The sequence below is a fragment of the Streptomyces sp. Qhu_M48 genome (genome assembly GCF_051305195.1).
GTDB lineage: Bacteria > Actinomycetota > Actinomycetes > Streptomycetales > Streptomycetaceae > Streptomyces.
In genome coordinates this window covers 6,064,820-6,087,471 of the sequence record NZ_CP195432.1, presented here as the reverse complement: position 1 = coordinate 6,087,471, position 22,652 = coordinate 6,064,820, and the positions used below count along the sequence as shown (strand labels likewise).

Genomic DNA, 22,652 nt, shown 5'->3' with positions numbered 1-22,652 from the left:
CACGGGCCCGCGCGTGCTCCGGGACTTCGCTGTCGGAGTGTCGCCACGGGGGTGTGAGAGGCCGGGATACGGGGAACCTTCTGGTCTCCCACCGCGTTTCCGGTACGTGCGCTGTGACATCGCGGTGACAGGGTGTGGCGACGGGCGGGGTGCGGCTACGATGACCGGCACAAGGACGGACGGCGTTAGGGAGTCGTCTTCAGGGGCGGCGCCCGGTGCTTCCCCCGGTTCGGGGAGCCGGGGAGAGCCGTTGCCGGGGCGAGGAGGACGGGGCATGGTGCAGAAGGCCAAGATCCTCCTGGTCGATGACCGGCCGGAGAATCTGCTGGCGCTGGAGGCCATTCTCTCCGCGCTCGATCAGACGCTGGTGCGGGCATCGTCCGGGGAGGAAGCGCTCAAGGCGCTGTTGACGGACGACTTCGCGGTCATCCTGCTCGACGTCCAGATGCCGGGGATGGACGGCTTCGAGACCGCCGCGCACATCAAGCGGCGGGAGCGGACCCGGGACATCCCGATCATCTTCCTGACCGCCATCAACCACGGCCCCCACCACACCTTCCGTGGGTACGCGGCCGGGGCGGTCGACTACATCTCGAAGCCCTTCGACCCGTGGGTGCTGCGCGCCAAGGTCTCCGTCTTCGTCGAGCTGTACATGAAGAACTGCAAGCTGCGCGAGCAGGCCGCCCTGCTGCGGCTGCAGTTGGAGGGCGGCGGCGAGGGCGGTCACGGCAAGGAGTCCGCCGGACTGCTCGCCGAGCTCTCCGCCCGGCTCGCGGCCGTCGAGGAGCAGGCCGAGGCGCTGTCGAAGCAGCTCGACGACGACTCCGCCGACGCTGCCGCCGTCGCCACCGCCGCGCATCTGGAGCGCAAGCTCACCGGGTTGCGCCGGGCCCTGGACGCGCTGGAGCCGGGCACGGGCGCCGCGCCGACGCTCCCCGCCCAGGGCTGACCCGCCGTCACCGACGGTCCCGGCGTGTCCCGCTCCGGAGTGAGGCGGCGTCAGCTTCGTGCCCCGGCAGGGGCGACACGAACGGGTGAGGCGGACAGCCGGTCTTCACACCGGTAACCTCGGCATCATGGCTTCACGTACGTCCGGCAAGGGTTCTCAGTCCACGGCGGGCACCGCAAAGCCGCGCGCCGGCCGTACCACGGGCGCCGCGAAGAAAGCGGCACCCGCGAAGTCCCCCGCCAAGCCGCCCGCGAAGAAGGCACCGGCCAAGAAGGCCGCGCCCGCCAAGCGCGCTCCCGCGCGGAAGCCGGCTGCGAGGAAGGCCGCCCCGCGGCCCGCGCCGTCCCCGACCGGCGGCGTCTACCGGCTCGCGCGCGGGGCCTGGCTCGGCCTCGCCCACGCGGTGGGGGCGATGTTCCGCGGGATAGGGCGTGGCGCCAAGGGCCTCGATCCGGCCCACCGCAAGGACGGGCTCGCGCTGCTGCTCCTCGGTGTCGCGCTGATCGTCGCCGCCGGCACGTGGTCCAACCTGCGCGGCCCGGTCGGCGACCTCGTCGAGATGCTGGTGACCGGATCCTTCGGTCGGCTCGACCTGCTCGTCCCGCTGCTCGTCGGCGCGATCGGCGTGCGGCTGATCCTCTATCCGGAGAGGCCCGAGGCCAACGGCCGGATCAGCATCGGCCTGTCCGCGCTCGTCATCGGCGTCCTCGGCCAGGTCCACATCGCCTGCGGTTCGCCGGGGCGCGGCGACGGCAGCGAGGCCATGCAGGACGCGGGCGGCCTGATCGGCTGGGCCGCGTCCCAGCCCCTGGTCTTCATGATGGGCGAGGTCCTCGCCGTACCCATGCTGGTGCTGCTCACGGTCTTCGGGCTGCTCGTCGTCACCGCCACCCCGGTCAACGCGATCCCGCAGCGGTTGCGCGCCCTCGGCGCCAGGCTCGGCATCGTCGAGCCCGCGGACGACCCGGTGGAGGCGGAGGCCTACGGGGGGCCGGAGGGGCACGAGGGGTACGACGAGGAGTGGCGGGACGCCCCGCCGCGGTCCCGGACCACCCGGCCCGTACGGAGGCGTGCCCACGGTCCGGCGGACCCCTACGACGTGGACCGGGCCGAGGCCGAGATGCTGGAGCGGCGCGGCCGTTCGGCGCGCCGCCCGTCCGAGCGGGCCGCCTCCGACCCGGGCCTGGACCCGGTGGACGTCGCGGCGGCCGCGGCCGCCGCGCTCGACGGGGCGGTGCTCAACGGGATGCCGCCGTCCCCGATCGTCGCCGACCTGACCAGGGACGTCACCGCCGACCGCAAGGCCGCGGTGGACGCCGCCGCGAAGGCCGCGGCGAAGGGGTCGGAAACGGTGGCGCCGGCCGCTCCCGTGCCGCCGGCCCGTGGTGGGGACCAGCGGCCCGGCGGAGGCGTACCGGATCTGACGAAGCCTGTACCCGAGCCGACCGATCTGCCGAACCGGGCCGAGCAGCTCCAGCTCTCCGGCGACATCACCTACTCCCTGCCGTCGCTCGACCTGTTGGAGCGGGGCGGGCCCGGCAAGACGCGCAGCGCCGCCAACGACGCCGTGGTGGACTCGCTCTCCAACGTCTTCACCGAGTTCAAGGTCGACGCGGCCGTCACCGGGTTCACCCGGGGCCCGACGGTCACGCGGTACGAGGTCGAGCTCGGTCCCGCCGTGAAGGTCGAGAAGATCACGGCCCTGACCAAGAACATCGCGTACGCCGTGGCCTCCCCGGACGTCCGGATCATCTCGCCGATCCCCGGCAAGTCCGCGGTCGGCATCGAGATCCCCAACAGCGACCGGGAGATGGTCAACCTCGGTGACGTGCTGCGGCTGGCGGCCGCGGCCGAGGACGACCACCCGATGCTGGTGGCGCTCGGCAAGAACGTCGAGGGCGGCTACGAGATGGCCAACCTGGCGAAGATGCCGCACGTCCTGGTGGCCGGGGCCACCGGCTCCGGCAAGTCCTCGTGCATCAACTGCCTGATCACTTCGATCATGATAAGGGCGACCCCCGAGGACGTCCGGATGGTCCTCGTCGACCCCAAGCGGGTCGAGCTCACCGCGTACGAGGGCATCCCGCACCTGATCACACCGATCATCACCAACCCCAAGCGGGCCGCCGAGGCCCTCCAGTGGGTGGTGAAGGAGATGGACCTCCGCTACGACGACCTGGCGGCCTTCGGGTACCGGCACATCGACGACTTCAACCAGGCGATCCGGGACGGGAAGATCAAGCTGCCCGAGGGCAGCGAGCGGGAGCTCAACCCGTATCCGTACCTGCTGGTCATCGTCGACGAGCTCGCCGACCTGATGATGGTGGCGCCGCGCGACGTCGAGGACTCGATCGTGCGCATCACCCAGCTCGCGCGCGCCGCCGGCATCCACCTCGTGCTCGCCACCCAGCGGCCGTCCGTGGACGTCGTCACCGGTCTCATCAAGGCGAACGTGCCGTCCCGGCTCGCGTTCGCGACCTCCTCGCTCGCCGACAGCCGCGTCATCCTCGACCAGCCGGGTGCCGAGAAGCTCATCGGAAAGGGTGACGGGCTGTTCCTGCCGATGGGTGCCAACAAGCCCGTCCGCATGCAGGGCGCGTTCGTCACCGAGCACGAGGTCGCGGCCGTCGTGCAGCACTGCAAGGACCAGATGACCCCGGTCTTCCGGGAGGACGTCACCGTCGCGACCCGGCAGAAGAAGGAGATCGACGAGGACATCGGCGACGACCTCGACCTGCTGTGCCAGGCCGCCGAACTGGTCGTCTCCACGCAGTTCGGCTCCACGTCGATGCTCCAGCGGAAGCTGCGCGTCGGCTTCGCCAAGGCCGGCCGGCTGATGGACCTGATGGAGTCGCGGAACATCGTGGGGCCGAGCGAGGGTTCGAAGGCGCGGGACGTGCTGGTCAAGCCGGACGAGCTGGACGGGGTCCTCGCCGTGATCCGGGGGGAGTCGGAGGCGTAGTCGCGGGCGCGGCGCCGCCCGGCGGACGGAGCCGGGCGGGGCCGGGCGTGACCCGGTGGGAGTAGTGGCGGGGGAGCGGGCCACTCGATCGAGACCGGGTCGAGACTCACTCGTAAGGGAACAGTGGGCAACCGTTTCCCCTGGCCGTACGTCAAGTTGGACGGAGGGACAGAAGGATGTCCCAGCCTCATGGCGTACAAACAGCACCCGCCCGGTTGCCCCACCCTTTCGTACCACCCATAGACTGAACGTCCAGCAGGTGGTTACACGCTCGAAAGGCGCTCTCGTGTCCATCGGCAACTCCCCCGAAGACGACCGGATCTTCCCGGCAGACGACCGGGACTCGATCGGTCGCGCTCTCCAGCAGACCCGCATCGCCGCCGGTCTCACCGTCGAAGAGGTCAGTGCCTCCACCCGTGTCCGGATCCCGATCGTGCACGCGATCGAGGAGGACGACTTCTCGCGCTGTGGCGGCGACGTCTACGCCCGCGGCCACATCCGTACGCTCGCGCGCGCCGTCGGCCTCGATCCGGCTCCGCTGGTCGAGCAGTACGACGCCGACCACGGCGGCCGCCCCGCGCCCACCCCCGCCGCCCCGCTGTTCGAGGCGGAACGCATCCGCCCCGAGCCGCGCCGGCCCAACTGGACCGCCGCGATGGTCGCGGCCATCGTCGCCGTCGTCGGTTTCGTCGGCTTCACGATGTTCAACGGGAACGAAGCCCCGAAGGGCACCACCACGGCCGACGGCGGTCCGGCGCCCGCGCCGGAGAAGGCCACCTCCGCCGCCAAGCCGAAGCCGGCCAAGCCCGCCGCCCCGAAGCCCAGCGAGAGTGTGATCGCCGCGGTCCCGCAGGACAAGGTCACGGTCAAGCTCTCCGCGATCGGCGACAAGAGCTGGATCTCCGCCAAGGGCCACGACGGCAAGCTGCTCTTCGACGGCCTGCTCCTCGAAGGTGAGTCCAAGACCTTCCAGGACGACGAGCGCGTCGACCTCGTCCTCGGCAACGCCGGCGCGATCGAGCTCTACGTGAACGGCAAGAAGCTCGCGGACAAGTTCGAATCCGGTCAGGTCGAGCGGCTGACCTACACCAAGGGTGACCCCGAGGCGGGCTGAGCCCCGTGAGACGGCGCCCGATGTGACCTCTGTCGCGCAGGTGAACCCTGCGCGACGGGGGAACGGCCGGGACGAAGTAGTCTTGAGTCCATGCCCGAACGCCGTACCGTCGCCCTTGTCACTCTTGGCTGCGCCCGTAACGAGGTGGACTCGGAGGAGCTCGCAGGCCGCTTGGCAGCGGACGGCTGGGAGCTCGTCGAGAACGCCGAGGACGCGGATGTCGCCGTCGTCAACACCTGTGGATTCGTCGAGGCCGCCAAGAAGGACTCCGTCGACGCCCTGCTCGAAGCCAATGATCTGAAGGACCACGGCCGCACCCAGGCCGTGGTCGCCGTCGGCTGTATGGCCGAGCGGTACGGCAAGGAACTCGCCGAAGCCCTCCCGGAAGCCGACGGCGTCCTCGGCTTCGACGACTACTCCGACATCTCCAACCGCCTCCAGACCATCCTCAGCGGTGGCAGTGTCGAGGCCCACACCCCGCGTGACCGGCGCAAACTGCTGCCGCTCTCGCCCGTGGAGCGCCAGGAGGCGGCCGCCGCCGTGGCCCTCCCGGGACACGGTGTCGTGGACGCCCCCGAGAACGTGCCGAGCGACCTGCCGGAGGGCCTCGCGCCCGCCTCCGGGCCGCGCGCGCCGCTCCGCCGCCGCCTGGACACCAGCCCCGTCGCCTCCGTGAAGCTGGCCTCCGGCTGCGACCGCCGCTGCTCCTTCTGCGCCATCCCCTCCTTCCGCGGCTCCTTCGTCTCGCGCCGTCCCTCGGACGTGCTGAACGAGACGCGCTGGCTCGCCGAGCAGGGGGTGAAGGAGATCATGCTGGTCTCCGAGAACAACACCTCCTACGGCAAGGACCTCGGTGACATCCGGCTCCTGGAGAGCCTGCTGCCCGACCTCGCCTCGGTCGACGGCATCGAGCGCGTCCGGGTCAGCTACCTCCAGCCCGCCGAGATGCGCCCCGGCCTGATCGACGTCCTCACGTCGACGGACAAGGTCGTGCCGTACTTCGACCTCTCCTTCCAGCACAGCGCCCCCGACGTGCTGCGGGCCATGCGCCGCTTCGGCGACACCGACCGCTTCCTGGAGCTCCTGGAGACCATCCGCTCCAAGGCCCCGACGGCCGGTGCCCGCTCCAACTTCATCGTCGGCTTCCCGGGCGAGACCGAGGCGGACTTCGCCGAGCTGGAACGCTTCATCACCCACGCGCGGCTCGACGCCATCGGCGTCTTCGGCTACTCCGACGAGGACGGCACCGAGGCCGCCACGTACGAGCACAAGCTCGACCAGGAGGTCGTCGACAAGCGGCTCGCCCACCTCTCCCGGCTTGCCGAGGAGCTCACCGCGCAGCGCGCGGAGGAGCGGATCGGAGAGACCCTTGAGGTACTGGTCGAGTCCCTGGACGACGAGGACGGCGTGATCGGCCGCGCCGCCCACCAGGCGCCCGAGACCGACGGCCAGGTCATCCTCACCACGGCCGACGGTGGGATCCCCGACCTTGCCCCGGGCCGTATGGTCAGGGCGAAGGTCGTCGGCACGGAAGGCGTCGACCTGGTGGCCGAGTGTCTTTTCGAGGAGGCAGCCAGATGACCGGAGTCCCGGCATCCGCGACGGGCGGGACCGGTAGGCCGGCGCCCCGCGGCAAGCTGGGCTCGGCGGCCGTCAACCAGGCCAGCCTGTGGAACATCGCGAACATCCTGACCATGATCCGGCTCGTGCTCGTGCCCGGCTTCGTCCTGCTGCTCCTCCAGGACGGCGGCCACGATCCCGTCTGGCGCGCCTGGGCGTGGGCCGCGTTCGCCGTCGCGATGATCACGGATGTCTTCGACGGGCACCTCGCCCGTGCCTACAACCTGGTCACGGACTTCGGGAAGATCGCCGACCCGATCGCCGACAAGGCGATCATGGCGGCCGGACTCGTCTCGCTGTCCACGCTCGGGGACCTGCCCTGGTGGGTCACCGGGGTCATCCTCGCCCGTGAGCTGGGGATCACCCTGATGCGGTTCTGGGTGATCAGGCACGGTGTCATCCCCGCCAGCCGCGGCGGGAAGATGAAGACGCTGGCCCAGGGCACGGCGGTGGGCATGTACGTGCTGATGCTCACCGGGCCGCTCGCCACCCTGCGCTTCTGGGTGATGACGGTGGCCGTCGTGCTGACGGTCGTGACCGGCCTGGACTACGTCCGCCAGGCCGTCGCCCTGCGCCGCCACGGGCTCGCCGCGGAGCGGGCGGCGGCACGGTCGGAGGCGGCGACGCGATGACCGAGGCCGCCCGGGCGCTGGCGCTGCTCGCGGAACGTGGTCACACGGTGGCCGCCGCGGAGTCGCTCACGGGTGGTCTGGTGGCCGCGGAGCTCACCGGCGTACCCGGTGCCTCGGCCGCCTTCCGGGGGTCCGTCACGGCCTACGCCACGGCCCTCAAGCGCGAGCTGCTCGGCGTCGACAGGGCCCTGCTCGCGGAGCGCGGTGCGGTGGATCCCGAGGTCGCGCTGCAGATGGCGGCCGGTGCGCGGGACCGGCTCGGTGCCGACTGGGGGATCTCGACGACCGGGGTCGCGGGTCCCGAACCGCAGGACGGACAGCCCGTCGGAACCGTCTACGTGGCTGTCGCCGGGCCGGCCACGACGGGCGCCCGCGCCGGGAAAGTGGTCTCGTTGAGGTTGAACGGCGACCGCGCGGAAATCCGTAGAGAGAGTGTACGGAGCGTACTGGAACTGCTCCTCGAGGAACTCTCGGGAAATGCGCGGGCACAGGATACGGAACACAACGGGGGGAATTGATGTTTGCAGCCCTGAGTGAACACGACATCGCTCCCCGCACGGCCGCAGCGCGAGGCGGTACGGTGGGGCGTGAAGGATGCGGCTACGCGGTCCGAGGAGGGAGCCACCGATGATTCTGCTCCGTCGCCTGTTGGGTGACGTGCTGCGTCGGCAGCGCCAGCGCCAAGGCCGTACTCTGCGCGAAGTCTCCTCGTCCGCCCGAGTCTCGCTCGGCTATCTCTCCGAGGTGGAGCGGGGGCAGAAGGAGGCTTCCTCCGAACTGCTCTCCGCGATCTGCGACGCGCTGGACGTACGGATGTCCGAGCTCATGCGTGAAGTGAGCGACGAGCTGTCACTGGCCGAACTGGCCGCGTCGGCAGCGGCGAGCGAACCGGTCCCGACGCCGGTACGCCCGATGCTCAACTCGGTGTCGGTGACGTCGGTGGCAGGTGTGCCCACCGGGCGGGTGACCATCAAGGCACCCGCGGAAGCGGTGGACGTCGTCGCTGCCTGAACCGAAGCGGGGACGAGCCCCGGTCGGTGCCCCTGCGCGGGGCGCCGACCGGGGTTTCTCTCTTCTCCGCCCTGGTCGCGGCGCAGGGAGCCCACCCGACGGTCGGAGCGATTCGTCTGAGATGCCGGGTTCTGGTGGGCCGTGCCATGGTGGGGGGACGTACGACTGGGCCGTGTGCGCCGGGTTTGCCTCCGGTGCGCCCTCCCGCAGGGTGATCCTGCCGGTCTAGCGTCGACGGCAGGAGGCGGCCATGGTGCGGCGACGGGTGCCGCCGGCGACGCTCGCGCTGGTCGCGATCGGGCTGGCGGCCGGTGGGTTCTGGTGGTGGGCCGTGCTGCGCCTGCTGCTGGCGCCGGGGGAGACCGGGCTCGTCGAGGGAGCGGTGGCCGCGGGCGGCTGGGGGCTGAGCCTGCTGCCGGTGCACGTGGCGGCCTCGTCGGGGAGGCGGGGGTCGCTCGCCGGGGGATCCGGGTGGACGGAGGGTCTGGCGCGGCGGGTCACCAAGGCATCGCGACGCCGCCGTTGGGGCGGAAGATCTGGCCCGTCGTGAAGGCGGAGGCGTCGGACGCGAGGTGCAGGACCGCGTGCGCGATGTCCCGGGCCTCCCCGACCCGGCCCAGCGGTGAGTGGCGGATCATCGCGGCCTCCACCTGCTGCCGCGCGGCCGGCTCGTGGCGGTCCGTCATGGGGGTGCGGATCCATCCGGGGGCGACCGCGTTGACCCGGATGCCGTGCCGGCCGGCCTCCGTCGCCAGGGTCTTCGTCAGCTGGACCACGGCGGCCTTGGTGACGCTGTAGCAGAGCAGCCCAGGGCTCGCGGTGTCCATCGCGCCCGAGGCCATCGTGACGATCGAACCGGGGACGCCGGCTTCGATCATCGAGCGGGCCGCCTCCTGGCAGGCGTAGAGCACCCCCTTGAAGTTGACCGCGAGGACGCGGTCGAGGTCCTCTTCGCGGGTCTCCAGGACCGAGCTCGTGTGCATGATCCCGGCGACCGCCGCCATCACGTGGAGGGGGCCCGCCGCGCGGACGGCCTCGGCGAGGGCGGCGCGGTCGGTGACGTCCAGGGGGTGCGGATGGGCGGTGCCGCCCCCGGCCTCGACCAGGGAGACGGTCTCGTGGAGTCCGGGCTCGTCCCGGTCCGCGCAGTGCACGGTGGCGCCGGCCTGGGCGAGGAGGACCGCCGTCGCGCGCCCGATGCCGCTCGCGGCGCCCGTGACGAACGCGGTGCGGCCGGTGAGGTCGTACGCGGGGATTGTCGTCATGTCCGGACGGTACGGGCAGATCTGACGGGTCGTCAATTGTGTCGGCGGGGAAGGGTGCCGCTGTTCCGGTCGTCCGGGCCCCGCTGGCAGCCCGGGCACCAGTACGTGACCCGGTCGCCGAGCTCCGCCTTGCGGATCGGGGCGCCGCAGCGGAGGCACGGGTGGCCGGCCCGGCCGTAGACATGGAGCGGGGTGCCGGGGCGACGCGTGGTGGTGGTGCGCCGGTCGGGCCGCTCCTTGTTCGCGTCCAGGAGGCGGCGGGCGGTCGCCACCAGGCGGGCGGGGACGTCGGGGCCGAGGTCGCCCACCGGGAGCCAGGGGGTGACACCGGCGAGGAAGGCAAGCTCCGACTTGTACACGTTGCCGATGCCGGCCAGGTTCCGCTGGTCCAGCAGGGCCTCGCCGAGCGGTTTGGCCGGGTCGGCCGTGAGCCGGCGCACGGCCTCGTCGGGGTCCCAGCCGGGGCCGAGCAGGTCCGGGCCGAGGTGGCCCACCGCGTCGGACTCGTCGGCCGTACGGATCAGCTCCAGGACCGGGAGCCGGTAGCCGTACGCGGTGGACTCCTCGTTTCCGAGGATCGCCCGGATCTGGTGGTCCGGGCCACCGCGTGGGCGCTCACCGGTGGCGTACACCCGCCAGGCGCCGTCCATCCGCAGGTGGGAGTGGAGGGTGAGCCCGCCCTCGATCCTTGCCAGCAGGTGCTTGCCGCGGGGGGTGACGTCGAGGAGGGTGCGGCCGGTGAGGTCGGCGGTGGCGAAACGGGGCACGCGGAGGTCCGAGCGGGTCAGGACCCGCCCGGCGAGCGCGGTGTGCAGGCGGTGGGCCGCCTGCCAGATGGTGTCTCCCTCGGGCACGGGGTCATTGTGACGGGTGGGGGCGCGGGGTGCCCGCCCGCGACGGGGCGGGGCGCGGGCTCACGAGGGGGCGGGGGCGCTCGCCCATGGCGGAGTGGGTGGGTGGGGTGCCTGCCCACCCCGTCGTGGAGTGGGGTGGGGTTCCGTGTCGGGAGGGGTGGGCGGCTGCCGGCCGGTGTGGGTCAGGGGCGGAGGCGGAGGCCTCTCGGGGTGGCGACGAAGCCCGCTGATTCCAGGGAGGTGGAGAGGGGAGAGGTGAGGGACGTGGCGCCGTTGACGCGCTCCACCGTCACCGTGCCCAGCGTGCCCGCCCGGGCCGATGCCGCCAGGGCCTCCGCCGCCGCCTTCAGGGCCGGGTCGTCCGGGTCCGACGGCCAGGAGAGGAGCGTCTTGCCACCCCGCTCCATGTAGAGCGTGAGCTCGCCGTCGACCAGGACCACGAGCGAGCCCGCCTTGCGCCCCGGCTTGTGCCCCGCGCCGGTCGGGGGTTCGGGCCAGGACAGGGCCGCCCCGTAAGCGTTCGCCGGGTCCGCCGCCGCCAGGACCAGCGCGCGCGGGCCGGCCGCCGCCTCCGCGCCCCGGTCCCGGGCGGTCGCCGCGGCCCGCAGCCGGTCCACGGCCCCGTCCATCGCGAACTGGGCCGCGCCGAGGCCTTCCACCACATAGCCGCGGCGGGCCTGCCCGCTGTCCTCGAAGGCGGCCAGGATCCGGTACGTAGCGGAGAAACCGCCCTCCACGCCCTCGGCGGCCACCGCGCCCCGGGTCACCACGCCGTGGCGGTCCAGGAGCGTGCGGGCGAGGGCGTGCGCCCGGTGGGTCGGCTCCGGTTCGAGCGCGGGCAACAGCGACCAGCGGCCGGAGACCGTGGGCGGGCCCGTGCGGGAGGCGGGGCGGGCGGCGGCGGTCAGCGTCCCGTACCGGCCGCGCGGGACCGTGCGGCGCGCGCGGTGGGCGGTGGACCCGGCCGTGCGCCCCGAACCGAGGAGCGAGCGCAGCGGCGCCAGGGTGTCGTTGGTGAGCCGCCCCGACCAGGCCAGGTCCCAGAGTGCGTCGGCGAGCTGCGGGTCGGTGGCGTCCGGATGGGTGGTGGCCCGGACCTGGTCGGCGATCTGGCGGAAGAACAGGCCATACCCCCCGGAGAGGGTCGTGAGCACCGACTCGTGCAGGGCGGACAGCTCCAGCGGGTGCGGCGGCGGGAGGAGCAGCGGCGCCGCGTCCGCCAGGTACAGCGAGACCCAGCCGTCCTTGCCGGGCAGCGACCCGGCCCCCGCCCAGACCACCTCGCCGGTGGTCGTCAGCTCGTCGAGGAGGGCCGGGGAGTAGTCCCGGACCCGGGACGGCAGGATCAGCTTCTCCAGGGCGGACGCGGGGACGGGGGCGCCCTGGAGCTGCTCGATCGCCCGGGCGAGGCCGTCGATTCCGCGCAGGCTGTTGCTCCCCAGGTGCTGCCACTGGGGCAGGAAGGTGGCGAGGGCCGCCGGGGGCACCGGCTCCAGCTCGTGACGGAGGGCGGCGAGCGAGCGGCGGCGCAGCCGGCGCAGGACGGTGGCGTCGCACCACTCCTGGCCGATGCCGGAGGGGTGGAACTCGCCCTGGACGACCCGGCCCGAGGCGGCGAGCCGCTGGAGGGCGCCGTCGGTGACGGCCGCGCCCAGGCCGAAGCGGCCGGCGGCCTGGGAGGAGGTGAACGGGCCGTGGGTGCGCGCGTACCGCGCGAGCAGGTCGCCCAGCGGGTCCTTGACCGGTTCGGTGAAGGCCTCGGGCACCCCGACGGGCAGGGCCGTGCCCAGGGCGTCCCGGAGCCGGCCCGCGTCCTCGATCGCCGCCCAGTGCTCCCGGCCGCCGACGCGCACGTGGATCGCCCGGCGGGCGGCCCCGAGCTCGGACGCCCACACCGCTTCCGCACCGCGCTCCGCCAGCTCGGCGTCGGTGAGCGGGCCCAGGACCCGCAGCAGGTCGGCGACGCCTTCCATGTCCTTGATCCGCCGGTCGTCCGTCAGCCACTGGAGCTCCCGCTCCAGCTCCGTCAGGACGTCCGCGTCGAGCAGCTCGCGCAGCTCCGCCTGGCCCAGCAGCTCGGCGAGCAGCCGGGAGTCCAGGGAGAGCGCGGCCGCCCGCCGCTCGGCGAGCGGGGAGTCGCCCTCGTACAGGAACTGCGCCACGTAGCCGAAGAGCAGGGAGCGGGCGAACGGGGAGGGCTCGGCGGTGGTGACCTCGACCAGGCGGACCCGGCGGGCCTCGATGTCCCCCATCAGCTCGGTCAGACCGGGGAGGTCGAAGACGTCCTGCAGGCATTCGCGGACGGCTTCCAGGACGATCGGGAACGAGCCGAACTCGCTCGCCACCTGGAGGAGCTGGGCCGCGCGCTGCCGCTGCTGCCACAGCGGGGTGCGCTTGCCGGGGTTGCGCTTGGGCAGCAGCAGGGCGCGCGCGGCGCACTCGCGGAAGCGGGACGCGAACAGCGCGGAGCCGCCCACCTGGTCGGTGACGATCTGCCCGATCTCACCCTTGTCGAAGAGGGCGTCGGCCGCGCCGACGGGCGCCTTGTCGGCGTCGAACGTCGTGTCGAGGTGCCGGCCGGGGTCGACCGGTTCGTGGTCGAGGAGGTCCAGGCCCATGTCCAGGCCCATCAGGTCGGCGTCCGGCAGCCGCAGCACGATGCCGTCGTCCGCGTGCATCACCTGTGCGTCCATGCCGTACCGCTCGGCGAGCCGCGCACCGAGCGCGAGCGCCCACGGGGCGTGCACCTGCGCGCCGAACGGGGAGTGGATGACGACCCGCCAGTCCCCGAGCTCGTCCCGGAAACGCTCGACCAGGATCGTCCGGTCGTCCGGTACGTGGCCGCAGGCCTCGCGCTGCTCCTTGAGGTACGCCAGGACGTTCTCGGCGGCCCAGGCGTCCAGGCCCGCGGCGAGCAGCCGCAGCCGGGCGTCCTCGTCGGAGAGGGCGCCGACCTCGCGGAGGAAGGCGCCGACCGCCCGGCCCAGTTCGAGCGGGCGGCCCAGCTGGTCGCCCTTCCAGAACGGCAGCCTGCCCGGCACGCCGGGCGCGGGGGTGACGAGGACCCGGTCCCGGGTGATGTCCTGGATCCGCCAGGAGGTGGTGCCGAGGGTGAACACGTCGCCGACCCGCGACTCGTACACCATCTCCTCGTCGAGCTCTCCGACCCTGCCCCCGCCCTTCTTGGGGTCCGAGCCCGCGAGGAACACCCCGAACAGGCCCCGGTCGGGGATCGTGCCGCCCGAGGTGACCGCGAGGCGCTGGGCACCCGGCCGCCCCGTGACCGTCCCGGCGACCCGGTCCCAGACCACGCGGGGGCGCAGCTCGGCGAAGGCGTCCGACGGGTACCGGCCGGCGAGCATGTCGAGCACGCCCGTGAACGCCGACTCGGGCAGCGAGGCGAAGGGCGCCGCCCGGCGCACCAGGGCGAGGAGGTCGTCCACCTGCCAGGTGTCGAGCGCGACCACGGCGACCAGCTGCTGGGCCAGCACGTCCAGCGGGTTCGCTGGGATCCGCATCGACTCGATCGCGCCCGAACGCATCCGCTCGGTGACCACGGCGGCCTGCACCAGGTCGCCCCGGTACTTGGGGAAGACCACACCCGTGGACACCGCGCCGACCTGGTGTCCGGCGCGGCCCACGCGCTGCAGCCCGGAGGCCACCGAGGGGGGCGACTCGACCTGCACGACCAGGTCGACCGCGCCCATGTCGATGCCCAGCTCCAGGCTGGAGGTGGCCACCACGGCGGGCAGCCGGCCCGCCTTCAGGTCCTCCTCCACCTGGGCGCGCTGCTCCTTCGACACCGAGCCGTGGTGGGCGCGGGCGAGCAGCGCCGGGGCGCCCTGCGCAGCCCCCGACTGGGCCATGACCTCGGCCGGGGGCGACCCCTCGGGGAGGGGTTCGCCGGTCGCCCGCTCGTACGCGATCTCGTTGAGCCGGTTGCAGAGGCGCTCGGCGAGACGGCGGGAGTTGGCGAAGACGATCGTGGAGCGGTGGGACTGGACGAGGTCGGCGATCCGCTCCTCGACGTGCGGCCAGATCGACGGCTTGTCGCCGCCGTCCTTGCCCTCGGAGGCGGGGGAGCCGCCCAGCTCGCCCATGTCCTCGACGGGGACGACGACGGAGAGGTCGAACTCCTTCCCCGACGGCGGCTGGACGATCTCCACGGCACGCCCCGGCGACAGGTAGCGGGCCACCTCGTCCACCGGGCGGACCGTGGCCGACAGGCCGATCCGGCGCGCGGGGCGGGGCAGCAGCTCGTCGAGCCGCTCCAGGGAGAGAGCCAGGTGCGCGCCCCGCTTGGTGCCCGCGACCGCGTGCACCTCGTCCAGGATGACCGTCTCCACGCCCGCGAGGGCCTCGCGGGCGGCGGAGGTCAGCATCAGGAACAGTGACTCGGGGGTGGTGATCAGGATGTCCGGCGGCTTGGTCGCCAGCGAGCGGCGCTCGGCGGGCGGGGTGTCGCCGGACCGGATGCCGACCCGGATGTCGGGCTCGGGCAGCCCGAGCCGCACCGACTCCTGCCGGATGCCGGTCAGCGGCGACCGCAGGTTCCGCTCGACGTCCACGGCGAGGGCCTTGAGCGGCGACACGTACAGCACACGGCAGCGCTTCCTCGGCTCGGCCGGCGGGGGCGAGGAGGCCAGCCGGTCCAGGGAGGCGAGGAAGGCGGCCAGCGTCTTGCCCGAGCCCGTCGGAGCGACGACGAGCACGTCGGAGCCCGCGCCGATGGCCTTCCAGGCGCCCTCCTGCGCCGCCGTGGGCGCGGTGAAGGCACCCGTGAACCAGCCGCGGGTGGCGGGGGAGAACGAGTCGAGCGCGGACCTGACCATGCCCCCCATCGTGCACCCGGCCACTGACAACCGCCCGGACCTGTGGAGAACCACTCGCGGCCGCGGCGCGGGCGGGGGCGCGGAACCGGTGGGGGCGCGGGCGCGGAACCGGCCGGAGCTGGGACCCGGGGCCCGGCCGGAACCGGTCGGAGCTGGGACTCGGAACCCGGCCGGAACCGGCCGGAACGGGGAGCCGGAACCCAGCCGGGGCGGGCGCGCGGGCGCGGAGCCCAGGCGGCGGGGTGCGAGCGGTTCTCGCTGGTCCGCGGCCTGTCGCAGAATGGAGAGATGGCGGACGGAGGCGCGGCGAGCGGGGAGCGGGCACGGTACTGGCGGTACGCCGAGCTGCCCGGGGTCGATCTGCTGCACGCCCACTACATCCGCAAGGCCTTCGCCCGGCACACCCACGAGACCTTCGTCTTCGCCGCGATCACCGAGGGCGTCGAGGCCTTCCACTACCGCGACGACCTCGTCCACGCGGGCCCCGGCCAGATCGCCCTGGTGAACCCCGACACCCCGCACACGGGGCACGCGGGCGTGCCCGAGGGGTGGACGTACCGCACGATCTACCCCGACGCGGAGATCGTCCGCGCCATCGCCGCCGACACCCTCGCCCTGCGCGGCTCGGTCGGCTTCACCTCACCCGTGGTCGACGACCCGTACGCGGCCCGGCTGATCGTCGGTGTCCACCGGGCCGCCGAGGAGGGCGACGCGCTCGCGGCGGACAGCCTGCTCCGGCTGGTCACCGCCCGGATGCTGCGCAGTCACGGCGGCCTGGTCACCCCCCTCCCGCCACGCTCGGCGGGCGCGCGGAACGCGGCACGCGCGCGTGCCGTCCTGGAGGACCGCATGGTCGAACCGCCGACCCTGGAGCGGCTCGCAGCCGACCTCGGAACCAGTCCCTTCGCGCTCCTCCGGGCCTTCAGGGACGCGTACGGGATGCCGCCGCACACCTGGCTGACCGACGCGCGCGTGCGGCGGGCCAGACAGCTGCTCGACGCGGGGACGTCGCCCGCGGGGGCGGCCGCCGCCGTCGGCTTCACCGACCAGTCGCACCTGAACCGGCACTTCACCCGCAGTGTGGGGGTGCCGCCGGGGGCGTACCAGCGCGCGCGTGGCGGCCGCGCGAGCTCCCCGGGATCCGCCGCAAGAACGTACAAGACCGGGCCCCAGGAGCTGCCGTAACGTCCCTGACGTGGCAGAACAGACAGCACCCCCCGTCATACGCGACGACACACCGGCCAGACCCGACGCGGCTGTCGTCCGCGACGCCCTCGGCGTCGGCGTCGCCGTCGGGCTCTCCGGCTTCGCCTTCGGCGTGACCTCGGCCGGAGCCGGCCTGACCCTCCTCCAGACCTGCGTCCTGAGCCTGTTCGTCTTCACGGGAGCCTCGCAGTTCGCCCTCGTCGGAGCGCTCGCCGCGGGCGGCAACCCCTTCACGGCCGCCGCCGGCGCCTTCTTCCTGGGCACCCGCAACGCCTTCTACGGGCTGCGGCTCTCCCAGCTCCTCGCCGTACCGAAGGCCGTCCGGCCGTTCGCCGCCCACTGGGTGATCGACGAGACCACAGCGGTCGCCCTCGCCCAGCCCTCCCGCCGGGCCGCCCGCATCGGCTTCACCGTCACCGGACTCACGCTGTACGTCCTGTGGAACGCGACCACGCTCCTCGGGGCGCTCGGCGCCGAGGCGATCGGCGACACCGCGGCCTGGGGGCTCGACGCGGCCGGCCCCGCCGTCTTCCTCGCGCTGCTCGCGCCCATGCTGAAGTCCGCGACCGAGCGGGCCACCGCGGGCATCGCCGTACTCCTCGGCCTCGGGCTGCTGCCCGTCCTGCCCGCCGGGGTACCGGTCCTCGCGGCGTCCCTGGCCGCGCCCCTGGTGCTCTGGTTCCAGGGCCGCCGCATGGCCCCGGGCGGAGGAGAGAAGCACGCCGGAGGAGAGCGGGACGCCCGGCGCGAGAAGAACTCCCGAGGAGAGCGAGAGAAGGGCTCCCGATGAACGTCTGGATCGCCATCGGCCTGACCGCCGCCGGGTGCTACCTGGTCAAACTGGTCGGCCTGCTCGTCCCCGCCGGAGCGCTGGAGCGACCGCTCGTCCAGCGGCTCGCCGCCCTGCTCCCCGTCGCGCTGCTCGCCGCGCTCACCGCGCAGCAGACCTTCAGCGCGGGCGGCGCCGTCGTCCTGGACGCCCGCGCCGCCGGGCTCGCCGCGGCGGCCGTCGCGCTCGTCCTGCGGGCACCGTTCCTGGTCGTCGTGGGTGCGGCCGTCGCCGTCACGGCGGGGGTACGGGCCCTGGGCTGGTGACCGCCGTCCCCGGGCCCCGGGGACGGCCGGCCCCCGGGGTCAGTCGACCGAGCGGCCGTGGGCGCGCAGCGTGCGCAGAGCCTCGACCGTGACGATCGGCCGCCACTCCAGGGTCGAGCCGGGGGCCCAGGCCCGCCAGCGGATCGGCCAGCCGCCGTCCTCCGCCTGGTCGGCCGCGAGCCGGTCGAGCGAACGGTTCATCTCCTCGTCCGTGAACCAGCGCGCGGCCAGCGAGTCCGGCACGCGCGCGTAGTCGTGCGGGAAGTGGAGCTCCCCCGGCGCGTACCCGTCCGCCACGGCGTACTCCTCCTCCCGGTCCGGGTCCAGGACGGCGAGCCGCTGCTCGCGGACCAGCCGCCCGAGCCGGTCGGCGGCCACCTCCGCGCGCGAGCGGTCAGGGACCCCGTCCAGGAAGGCGATCGCGGCCTGGACCTCGTACGGATGGGACTTCTCCAGGGACTCCACGGCCGACCAGCAGAACTCGGTGGCCCTGAAGAGCCACGCGTGCCACACCTGGTTGCGGTGCAGCAGCCCGACGACCGGGCCGGTGGTGAGCAGGGCGCTCGGTGGGGAGTCGACGACCGGGACGAACGGCGCGACGGGGAAGCCGCGCTGGGACGGGTGGATCGCCGGGAGGGCGCCGTCGTGGGTGGACACGTCCGTGAGGTAGCGGCAGATCCGCTCCACGCGCAGCCCGCCGCAGCGCCCGATGGAGTTCAGGACCCGCAGCGCGTGCGCGGTGTGCAGAGGCTGGCTGACCGGCCCGCGGAGATCGGGTTCGAGCGCGTGCCCGTAGCCGCCGTCCTCGTTGAGGTACGCGGTGAGGGCCGTCTCCACCTGGTCCGCGCCACCGCGCAGGAAGTGGTAGGCGAACCTGCGCTGTTCGAGGACACGGGCCGTCAGCCAGACGAAACGCTCGGCGCGGGCCAGGGGGGTCTCGGGCGGGGAGGAGAGTGGTTTTTCGGCCATGCTCCGACCGTAGGGCGGAAAGTCACGGGGACAAGGGCTTCGGAGCGGGCTGCACTCTTGGGAGCGGGATACTGGGGTCATGCGGTTGACGATTTTCTGGGAGCGGATGGCGGACCACTTCGGTGCGTCCTACGCCGAGTCCTTCGCTCGTGATTATGTGATGGCCGAACTCGGAGGGCGGACGGTGCGCGAGGCGCTGGACGCCGGCTGGGAGGCGAAGGACGTGTGGAGGGCCGTGTGCGCGGCTGTCGACGTACCGGCCGACAAGCGGTGACCGGTCCGCGACGGATCTGATGAGCGCCCCTCATGCCCCGGAGCCGTCGGTCGCGGGCGGCGAGGTCCGGGGCGGATTCCCGAAGGGGAAGCGAGGGGTCCGGACTGGAATGTCCGTACGGTGCGCGAGACTGGCGGGGTGGCCCCGACTGACGACACCGGCAAGACCGACGACACCAGCAAGCCCGACGAGATCGACGAGATCGAGAGTGACAGGACCGACCTGACCGCGTCGCCCGCCGTGAACGCGGCGGCGGAACCCGGCAGGCCGACCGGGTCCGCGGCGTCGGCCGCGACGGGCGCGCCCACCGCTCCGGCCGCTTCCGTCCCGTCGGCCGGCAGAGGCGGCGGCGGCCCGGTGTCAGGGGCCTCCGGCACGGCGCCCGCCAGTGGTGCCCCGGCCGCCCGGATGCCGCGCTGGCTGCCCCGCGCGTTCGTCCTGGCCCTCGCGCTCTACTCCTGTTTCCTGCTGGGCAACTGGGCGTTCCACCAGCTCATCGGCCTCCTCGTCAACATCCTCCTCGCGTTCTTCCTCGCCCTCGCCATCGAACCGGCGGTCGGGCGCATGGCGGCGCGCGGGATGCGGCGCGGTCTCGCCACCTTCCTCGTCTTCTTCGCCGTCCTGATCTTCAGCGTCGGCTTCGTGGTGCTCCTCGGCTCGATGCTCGCCGGGCAGATCGTGGACATGGTCGAGAACTTCCCCCAGTACCTCGACTCAGTGATCAACTGGATCAACCAGACCTTCCACACGGAACTGTCCCGGGTCGAGGTCCAGGACAGCGTCCTGAGCTCCGACTGGCTGCAGAAGTACGTGCAGAACAGCGCGTCCGGTGTCCTCGACGTCTCCGCCACCGTCCTCGGCGGCCTGTTCCGGCTCCTGACGATCTTCCTGTTCTCCTTCTACTTCGCGGCCGACGGACCCCGGCTCCGGCGCGCGCTCTGCTCCGTCCTGCCGCCCGCCCGGCAGACCGAGGTGCTGCGGGCCTGGGAGATCGCGGTCGACAAGACCGGCGGCTACCTCTACTCGCGCGGCCTCATGGCCCTCATCTCGGGCGTCGCGCACTTCGTGCTCTTCGAGATCCTGGACGTGCCGTACGCTCCCGCGCTCGCGGTGTGGGTCGGCCTGGTCTCGCAGTTCATCCCGACCATCGGCACCTATCTGGCCGGCGCGCTGCCGATGCTGATCGCCTTCACCGTGAACCCCTGGTACGCGCTGTGGGTGCTCTGCTTCGTCGTGGTCTACCAGCAGTTCGAGAACTACGTGCTCCAGCCGAAGCTCACCTCGAAGACGGTGGACATCCACCCGGCGGTCGCCTTCGGCTCGGTCATCGCGGGAACGGCGCTGCTCGGTGCCGTCGGCGCGCTGATCGCCATCCCCGCCATCGCCACCCTCCAGGCCTTCCTCGGCGCTTACGTGAAGCGGTACGACGTGACGGACGACCCGCGCGTCCACGGCCACCGGCGGTACGGCGAGGCGGTGGTGGCGCGGTTGCAGAAGGCCCTGCACCACAAGAAGGACAACGCCGTGGAGGAGTCGCGGGGCGGGGATTCCTGAAACCGGCCCCGGGGGGCCTCGAACCCGGGTTCACAGGTACGAAGGCCTGGTGACCCGGTGCCGGAAGGTGTGCCAGATCCACGCCTGCACGGCGACCAGCAGCGGGGTCACGAACAGCAGGGCGGGCACGAGCAGACCCAGCGTCGTGGGGGCGGCCGCCCGTTCGGCCAGCGGGAGCGAGGTTCCCGCCCAGAGCGGCAGCCCGGCCATCAGGACCCCGGTCAGCGCGAAGGACTGCCACGGGCGCCCGGCGCGCCCGACGAGCCGGCGGGCCCGCTCGTACGGCGGTCCCGTGAGCCGGAGCGTGGCGAAACCGAGCCCGTGCGCGGCGAACAGCGCGGCCACGGCCGCCGCGGTGAGGACGGCCGTGGGGCCGGTCGCCGGCGCGTACGGGCGCCCGGTGAGGAGGGCCGTGAGCAGCCACCCCCAGGAGAGCGCGAGGGTCCAGCTGCCGCACGTCACGGCCGCGTCGCAGCCCGCGCGCCAGCGCCGGCCCGGGCCCCGGCCGCGCGACCAGAGCCCCGCGTCACGGACGATCCAGCCCACCAGCAGAGCCACGAGCACCGGGAACTGGCCGCTCAGGAGCTCCCCTTCGAGGGCGGGGAAACAGCCGACGAGGACGCCGGCGGTCGCCACCAGCCAGACCTCGTTGCCCAGGAAGAAGGGGGCGAAGGAGGTGAGGACGAGCCGCCGCTCGCGATCGTCGCGGCCGAGCCAGGGGGTGAGCATGCCGGTGCCGACGTCCGCCCCGGCGAGCACGAACCACCCCGCGGCGAAGAAGGCGAGCAGGGCGATGGCCAGGGTCTCCACGAGGGCTCCTCGGACGGTTCTCAGGTGATTCTCGGGGCGGTTCTCGGGGCGGTTCTCGGGGCGGGTCGCGGGGCGGTTCTCGGGCGGGTCGCGGGGCGGTTCTCGGGTTGTTCTCGGAAGGAAGGCTCAGTAGCGGGGGGCCGGGAGGGCGTCGGCGGGGTCGGGGGATCCGTCCTCCCCGTCTTCCTCCTCCGAGGGGCGTTCGTCGTGGCCGAGGCCCGCCGCCACCGGGCCCCGGCGGGCGTGCCGGGTCAGGAGCCAGGCGTTGAGGGCCGCGAGCAGGACGAAGACCGTGGTGAAGACGGTGAGGGAGAGGCGCATGGTGCCCGGGGAGAGGTCCGAGACCGCGTCCTCGGTCTTCAGCAGCCCGTAGACCACCCAGGGCTGCCGGCCGGACTCCCGGAAGACCCAGCCGCTGATCATCGCGATGTACGGCAGTGGCACCGCTGCCATCAGGACCAGGTGCCAGAGGCGGAACCGGAAGACGACCTTCTTGAAGGCGGCCAGGATCACCCCGGCGAAACACAGGTACATCATCAGGGCGAAGCTGATGAGCATCAGCAGCGCGCCGCCCCGGGTCCAGGCCTCCGAGGGCACGTAGTCGCCGGGCCCGAACCGTTCCGTCAGCTCCGCCTGGAGGCGCGCGATCTCGGCCGTCTTCGCGCCGAAGACGGCCGACTTCATCGGCTGGAACGCGGCGAGGGCGCCGAACTGGAGCCCGCCGAACACCGCCGCCGCCATCAGCGCGGGCGCCGACAGGAACACCCCGATCCGCAGGCTGCGGCCGAAGAACTCCCACTCGGGGGTACGCCGGAAGAGGTGGTACGCGCTCACCCCGGCCATGAAGAAGCCGGCCGTGAGCAGCGCCCCCGCCAGGACGTGTCCGAAGGCGAGCAGCGCGGAGGGGTTGGTGAGGACCGCGACCGGGTCGTCGAGGACGAGCTCGCCGTGCTCGGAGCCGTACCCCACGGGGTGGTTGAGGAAGCCGTTCGAGACGAGGATCCAGTACGCCGACAGGTAGGCGGTCAGGACGACGATCCAGATCGCGGCCAGGTGGGCCCAGCGGTTGAGCCGGTTCCAGCCGAAGATCCACAGGCCGAGGAAGGTCGACTCGACGAAGAAGGCCACGATCGTCTCGACGGCGAGCGAGGCGCCCAGGATGTTGCCCGCCTCGTGGGTCAGACCGCTCCAGGCCATGCCGAACTGGAACTCCATCACCAGACCGGTGACGATTCCGACCGCGTAGTTGATCACGTACAGCTGGCCCCAGAAACGGACCATGCGCGCGTCCAGCCGCTTCCGGCCGAGCGTGGCCTTCGTCTGGAGCACGGCCACGACGGTCGCGAGCCCCAGGGTGAGGGCGACGAAGAGGAAGTGGCCGCCGGCGGTGAGGGCGAACTGCAGCCGCGCGAGATCGAGTACGTCCTGGTTCACCCGTTCAGCGTCGGCGTACGGTCAGGGGGCCGGCGTCACCCCGGGGTGGACACCGGCCGTACCCCAGCGGT

The 22,652-nt window shown here is 73.0% G+C and carries 19 protein-coding genes; 13 read left to right on the top strand and 6 right to left on the bottom strand.

What is annotated here, in order from left to right:
• Positions 1–274 precede the first annotated feature (274 nt).
• The 8 genes from ACRRSS_RS27255 to ACRRSS_RS27220 all read left to right on the top strand — a co-directional run bounded on the left by ACRRSS_RS27255 (position 275) and on the right by ACRRSS_RS27220 (position 8,838).
• Positions 275–949 (top strand): response regulator, encoded by a 675-nt coding sequence (locus tag ACRRSS_RS27255; RefSeq protein ID WP_057573893.1) that lies wholly within the window; start codon positions 275–277, stop codon positions 947–949.
• A 127-nt stretch (positions 950–1,076) separates the two neighbouring features.
• Entirely contained in the window at positions 1,077–3,911 is a 2,835-nt protein-coding gene (locus ACRRSS_RS27250; protein WP_435973735.1) for a DNA translocase FtsK, read from the top strand.
• A gap of 286 nt (positions 3,912–4,197) precedes the next feature.
• A complete protein-coding gene (locus ACRRSS_RS27245) occupies positions 4,198–5,025 on the top strand; it encodes a helix-turn-helix domain-containing protein (protein WP_435973734.1) in 828 nt (275 codons plus the stop codon).
• A gap of 90 nt (positions 5,026–5,115) precedes the next feature.
• On the top strand, positions 5,116–6,606 hold the full coding sequence (rimO, locus tag ACRRSS_RS27240) for a 30S ribosomal protein S12 methylthiotransferase RimO (RefSeq protein ID WP_435973733.1): 1,491 nt from the start codon (positions 5,116–5,118) through the stop codon (positions 6,604–6,606).
• The gene (gene pgsA / locus ACRRSS_RS27235) at positions 6,603–7,277 is read left to right on the top strand and encodes a CDP-diacylglycerol--glycerol-3-phosphate 3-phosphatidyltransferase (protein WP_435973732.1); all 675 of its coding nucleotides are present in this window, start codon (positions 6,603–6,605) and stop codon (positions 7,275–7,277) included. Before rimO ends, pgsA begins: the two co-directional genes overlap by 4 nt.
• A complete protein-coding gene (locus ACRRSS_RS27230) occupies positions 7,274–7,795 on the top strand; it encodes a CinA family protein (RefSeq protein ID WP_435973731.1) in 522 nt (173 codons plus the stop codon). Before pgsA ends, ACRRSS_RS27230 begins: the two co-directional genes overlap by 4 nt.
• 109 nt (positions 7,796–7,904) lie before the next feature.
• The gene (locus tag ACRRSS_RS27225; protein WP_435973730.1) at positions 7,905–8,288 is read left to right on the top strand and encodes a helix-turn-helix domain-containing protein; all 384 of its coding nucleotides are present in this window, start codon (positions 7,905–7,907) and stop codon (positions 8,286–8,288) included.
• Between the two features lie 250 nt (positions 8,289–8,538).
• Positions 8,539–8,838 carry a hypothetical protein gene (locus ACRRSS_RS27220; protein ID WP_435973729.1) on the top strand — a complete coding sequence of 100 codons (300 nt, stop codon included), beginning with the start codon at positions 8,539–8,541 and terminating at the stop codon, positions 8,836–8,838.
• Here ACRRSS_RS27220 and ACRRSS_RS27215 read toward each other — a convergent pair.
• The 3 genes from ACRRSS_RS27215 to ACRRSS_RS27205 all read right to left on the bottom strand — a co-directional run bounded on the left by ACRRSS_RS27215 (position 8,786) and on the right by ACRRSS_RS27205 (position 15,239).
• Complete coding sequence (locus ACRRSS_RS27215) at positions 8,786–9,553, bottom strand: SDR family NAD(P)-dependent oxidoreductase (RefSeq protein WP_435973728.1); 768 nt, start codon at positions 9,551–9,553, stop codon at positions 8,786–8,788. The two genes, ACRRSS_RS27220 and ACRRSS_RS27215, sit on opposite strands and share 53 nt — an antisense overlap.
• Before the next feature lie 32 nt (positions 9,554–9,585).
• The gene (locus tag ACRRSS_RS27210) at positions 9,586–10,407 is read right to left on the bottom strand and encodes a DNA-formamidopyrimidine glycosylase family protein (protein ID WP_435973727.1); all 822 of its coding nucleotides are present in this window, start codon (positions 10,405–10,407) and stop codon (positions 9,586–9,588) included.
• Between the two features lie 182 nt (positions 10,408–10,589).
• Positions 10,590–15,239: an Lhr family ATP-dependent helicase gene (locus ACRRSS_RS27205; protein ID WP_435973726.1), complete on the bottom strand. Its 4,650-nt coding sequence runs from the start codon at positions 15,237–15,239 to the stop codon at positions 10,590–10,592.
• A gap of 288 nt (positions 15,240–15,527) precedes the next feature.
• Here ACRRSS_RS27205 and ACRRSS_RS27200 point away from each other — a divergent pair, with 288 nt between their 5' ends.
• From ACRRSS_RS27200 to ACRRSS_RS27190, 3 genes are read left to right on the top strand one after another with little or no spacing between them, the layout of a single operon-like run.
• On the top strand, positions 15,528–16,424 hold the full coding sequence (locus ACRRSS_RS27200; protein WP_435973725.1) for an AraC family transcriptional regulator: 897 nt from the start codon (positions 15,528–15,530) through the stop codon (positions 16,422–16,424).
• Between the two features lie 10 nt (positions 16,425–16,434).
• Positions 16,435–17,235: an AzlC family ABC transporter permease gene (locus ACRRSS_RS27195; RefSeq protein ID WP_435973724.1), complete on the top strand. Its 801-nt coding sequence runs from the start codon at positions 16,435–16,437 to the stop codon at positions 17,233–17,235.
• Positions 17,232–17,540 (top strand): AzlD domain-containing protein, encoded by a 309-nt coding sequence (locus ACRRSS_RS27190; protein WP_435973723.1) that lies wholly within the window; start codon positions 17,232–17,234, stop codon positions 17,538–17,540. Before ACRRSS_RS27195 ends, ACRRSS_RS27190 begins: the two co-directional genes overlap by 4 nt.
• Before the next feature lie 39 nt (positions 17,541–17,579).
• Here ACRRSS_RS27190 and ACRRSS_RS27185 read toward each other — a convergent pair whose 3' ends face one another.
• Positions 17,580–18,509: a hypothetical protein gene (locus ACRRSS_RS27185; RefSeq protein ID WP_435973722.1), complete on the bottom strand. Its 930-nt coding sequence runs from the start codon at positions 18,507–18,509 to the stop codon at positions 17,580–17,582.
• Positions 18,510–18,588: 79 nt separating this feature from the next.
• Between ACRRSS_RS27185 and ACRRSS_RS27180 the strand changes: the two genes are divergently transcribed.
• Both ACRRSS_RS27180 and ACRRSS_RS27175 read left to right on the top strand, forming a co-directional pair.
• On the top strand, positions 18,589–18,783 hold the full coding sequence (locus ACRRSS_RS27180; RefSeq protein WP_435973721.1) for a DUF3046 domain-containing protein: 195 nt from the start codon (positions 18,589–18,591) through the stop codon (positions 18,781–18,783).
• Between the two features lie 408 nt (positions 18,784–19,191).
• Complete coding sequence (locus ACRRSS_RS27175; protein ID WP_435975436.1) at positions 19,192–20,337, top strand: AI-2E family transporter; 1,146 nt, start codon at positions 19,192–19,194, stop codon at positions 20,335–20,337.
• 30 nt (positions 20,338–20,367) lie between these two features.
• On the opposite strand, the gene ACRRSS_RS27170 is transcribed toward ACRRSS_RS27175, so the two are convergent.
• Together ACRRSS_RS27170 and ACRRSS_RS27165 are read right to left on the bottom strand one after the other, a co-directional pair.
• Positions 20,368–21,147 (bottom strand): cytochrome d ubiquinol oxidase subunit II, encoded by a 780-nt coding sequence (locus ACRRSS_RS27170; protein ID WP_435973720.1) that lies wholly within the window; start codon positions 21,145–21,147, stop codon positions 20,368–20,370.
• A gap of 126 nt (positions 21,148–21,273) precedes the next feature.
• Positions 21,274–22,581 (bottom strand): cytochrome ubiquinol oxidase subunit I, encoded by a 1,308-nt coding sequence (locus ACRRSS_RS27165; protein ID WP_435973719.1) that lies wholly within the window; start codon positions 22,579–22,581, stop codon positions 21,274–21,276.
• Positions 22,582–22,652 lie beyond the last annotated feature (71 nt).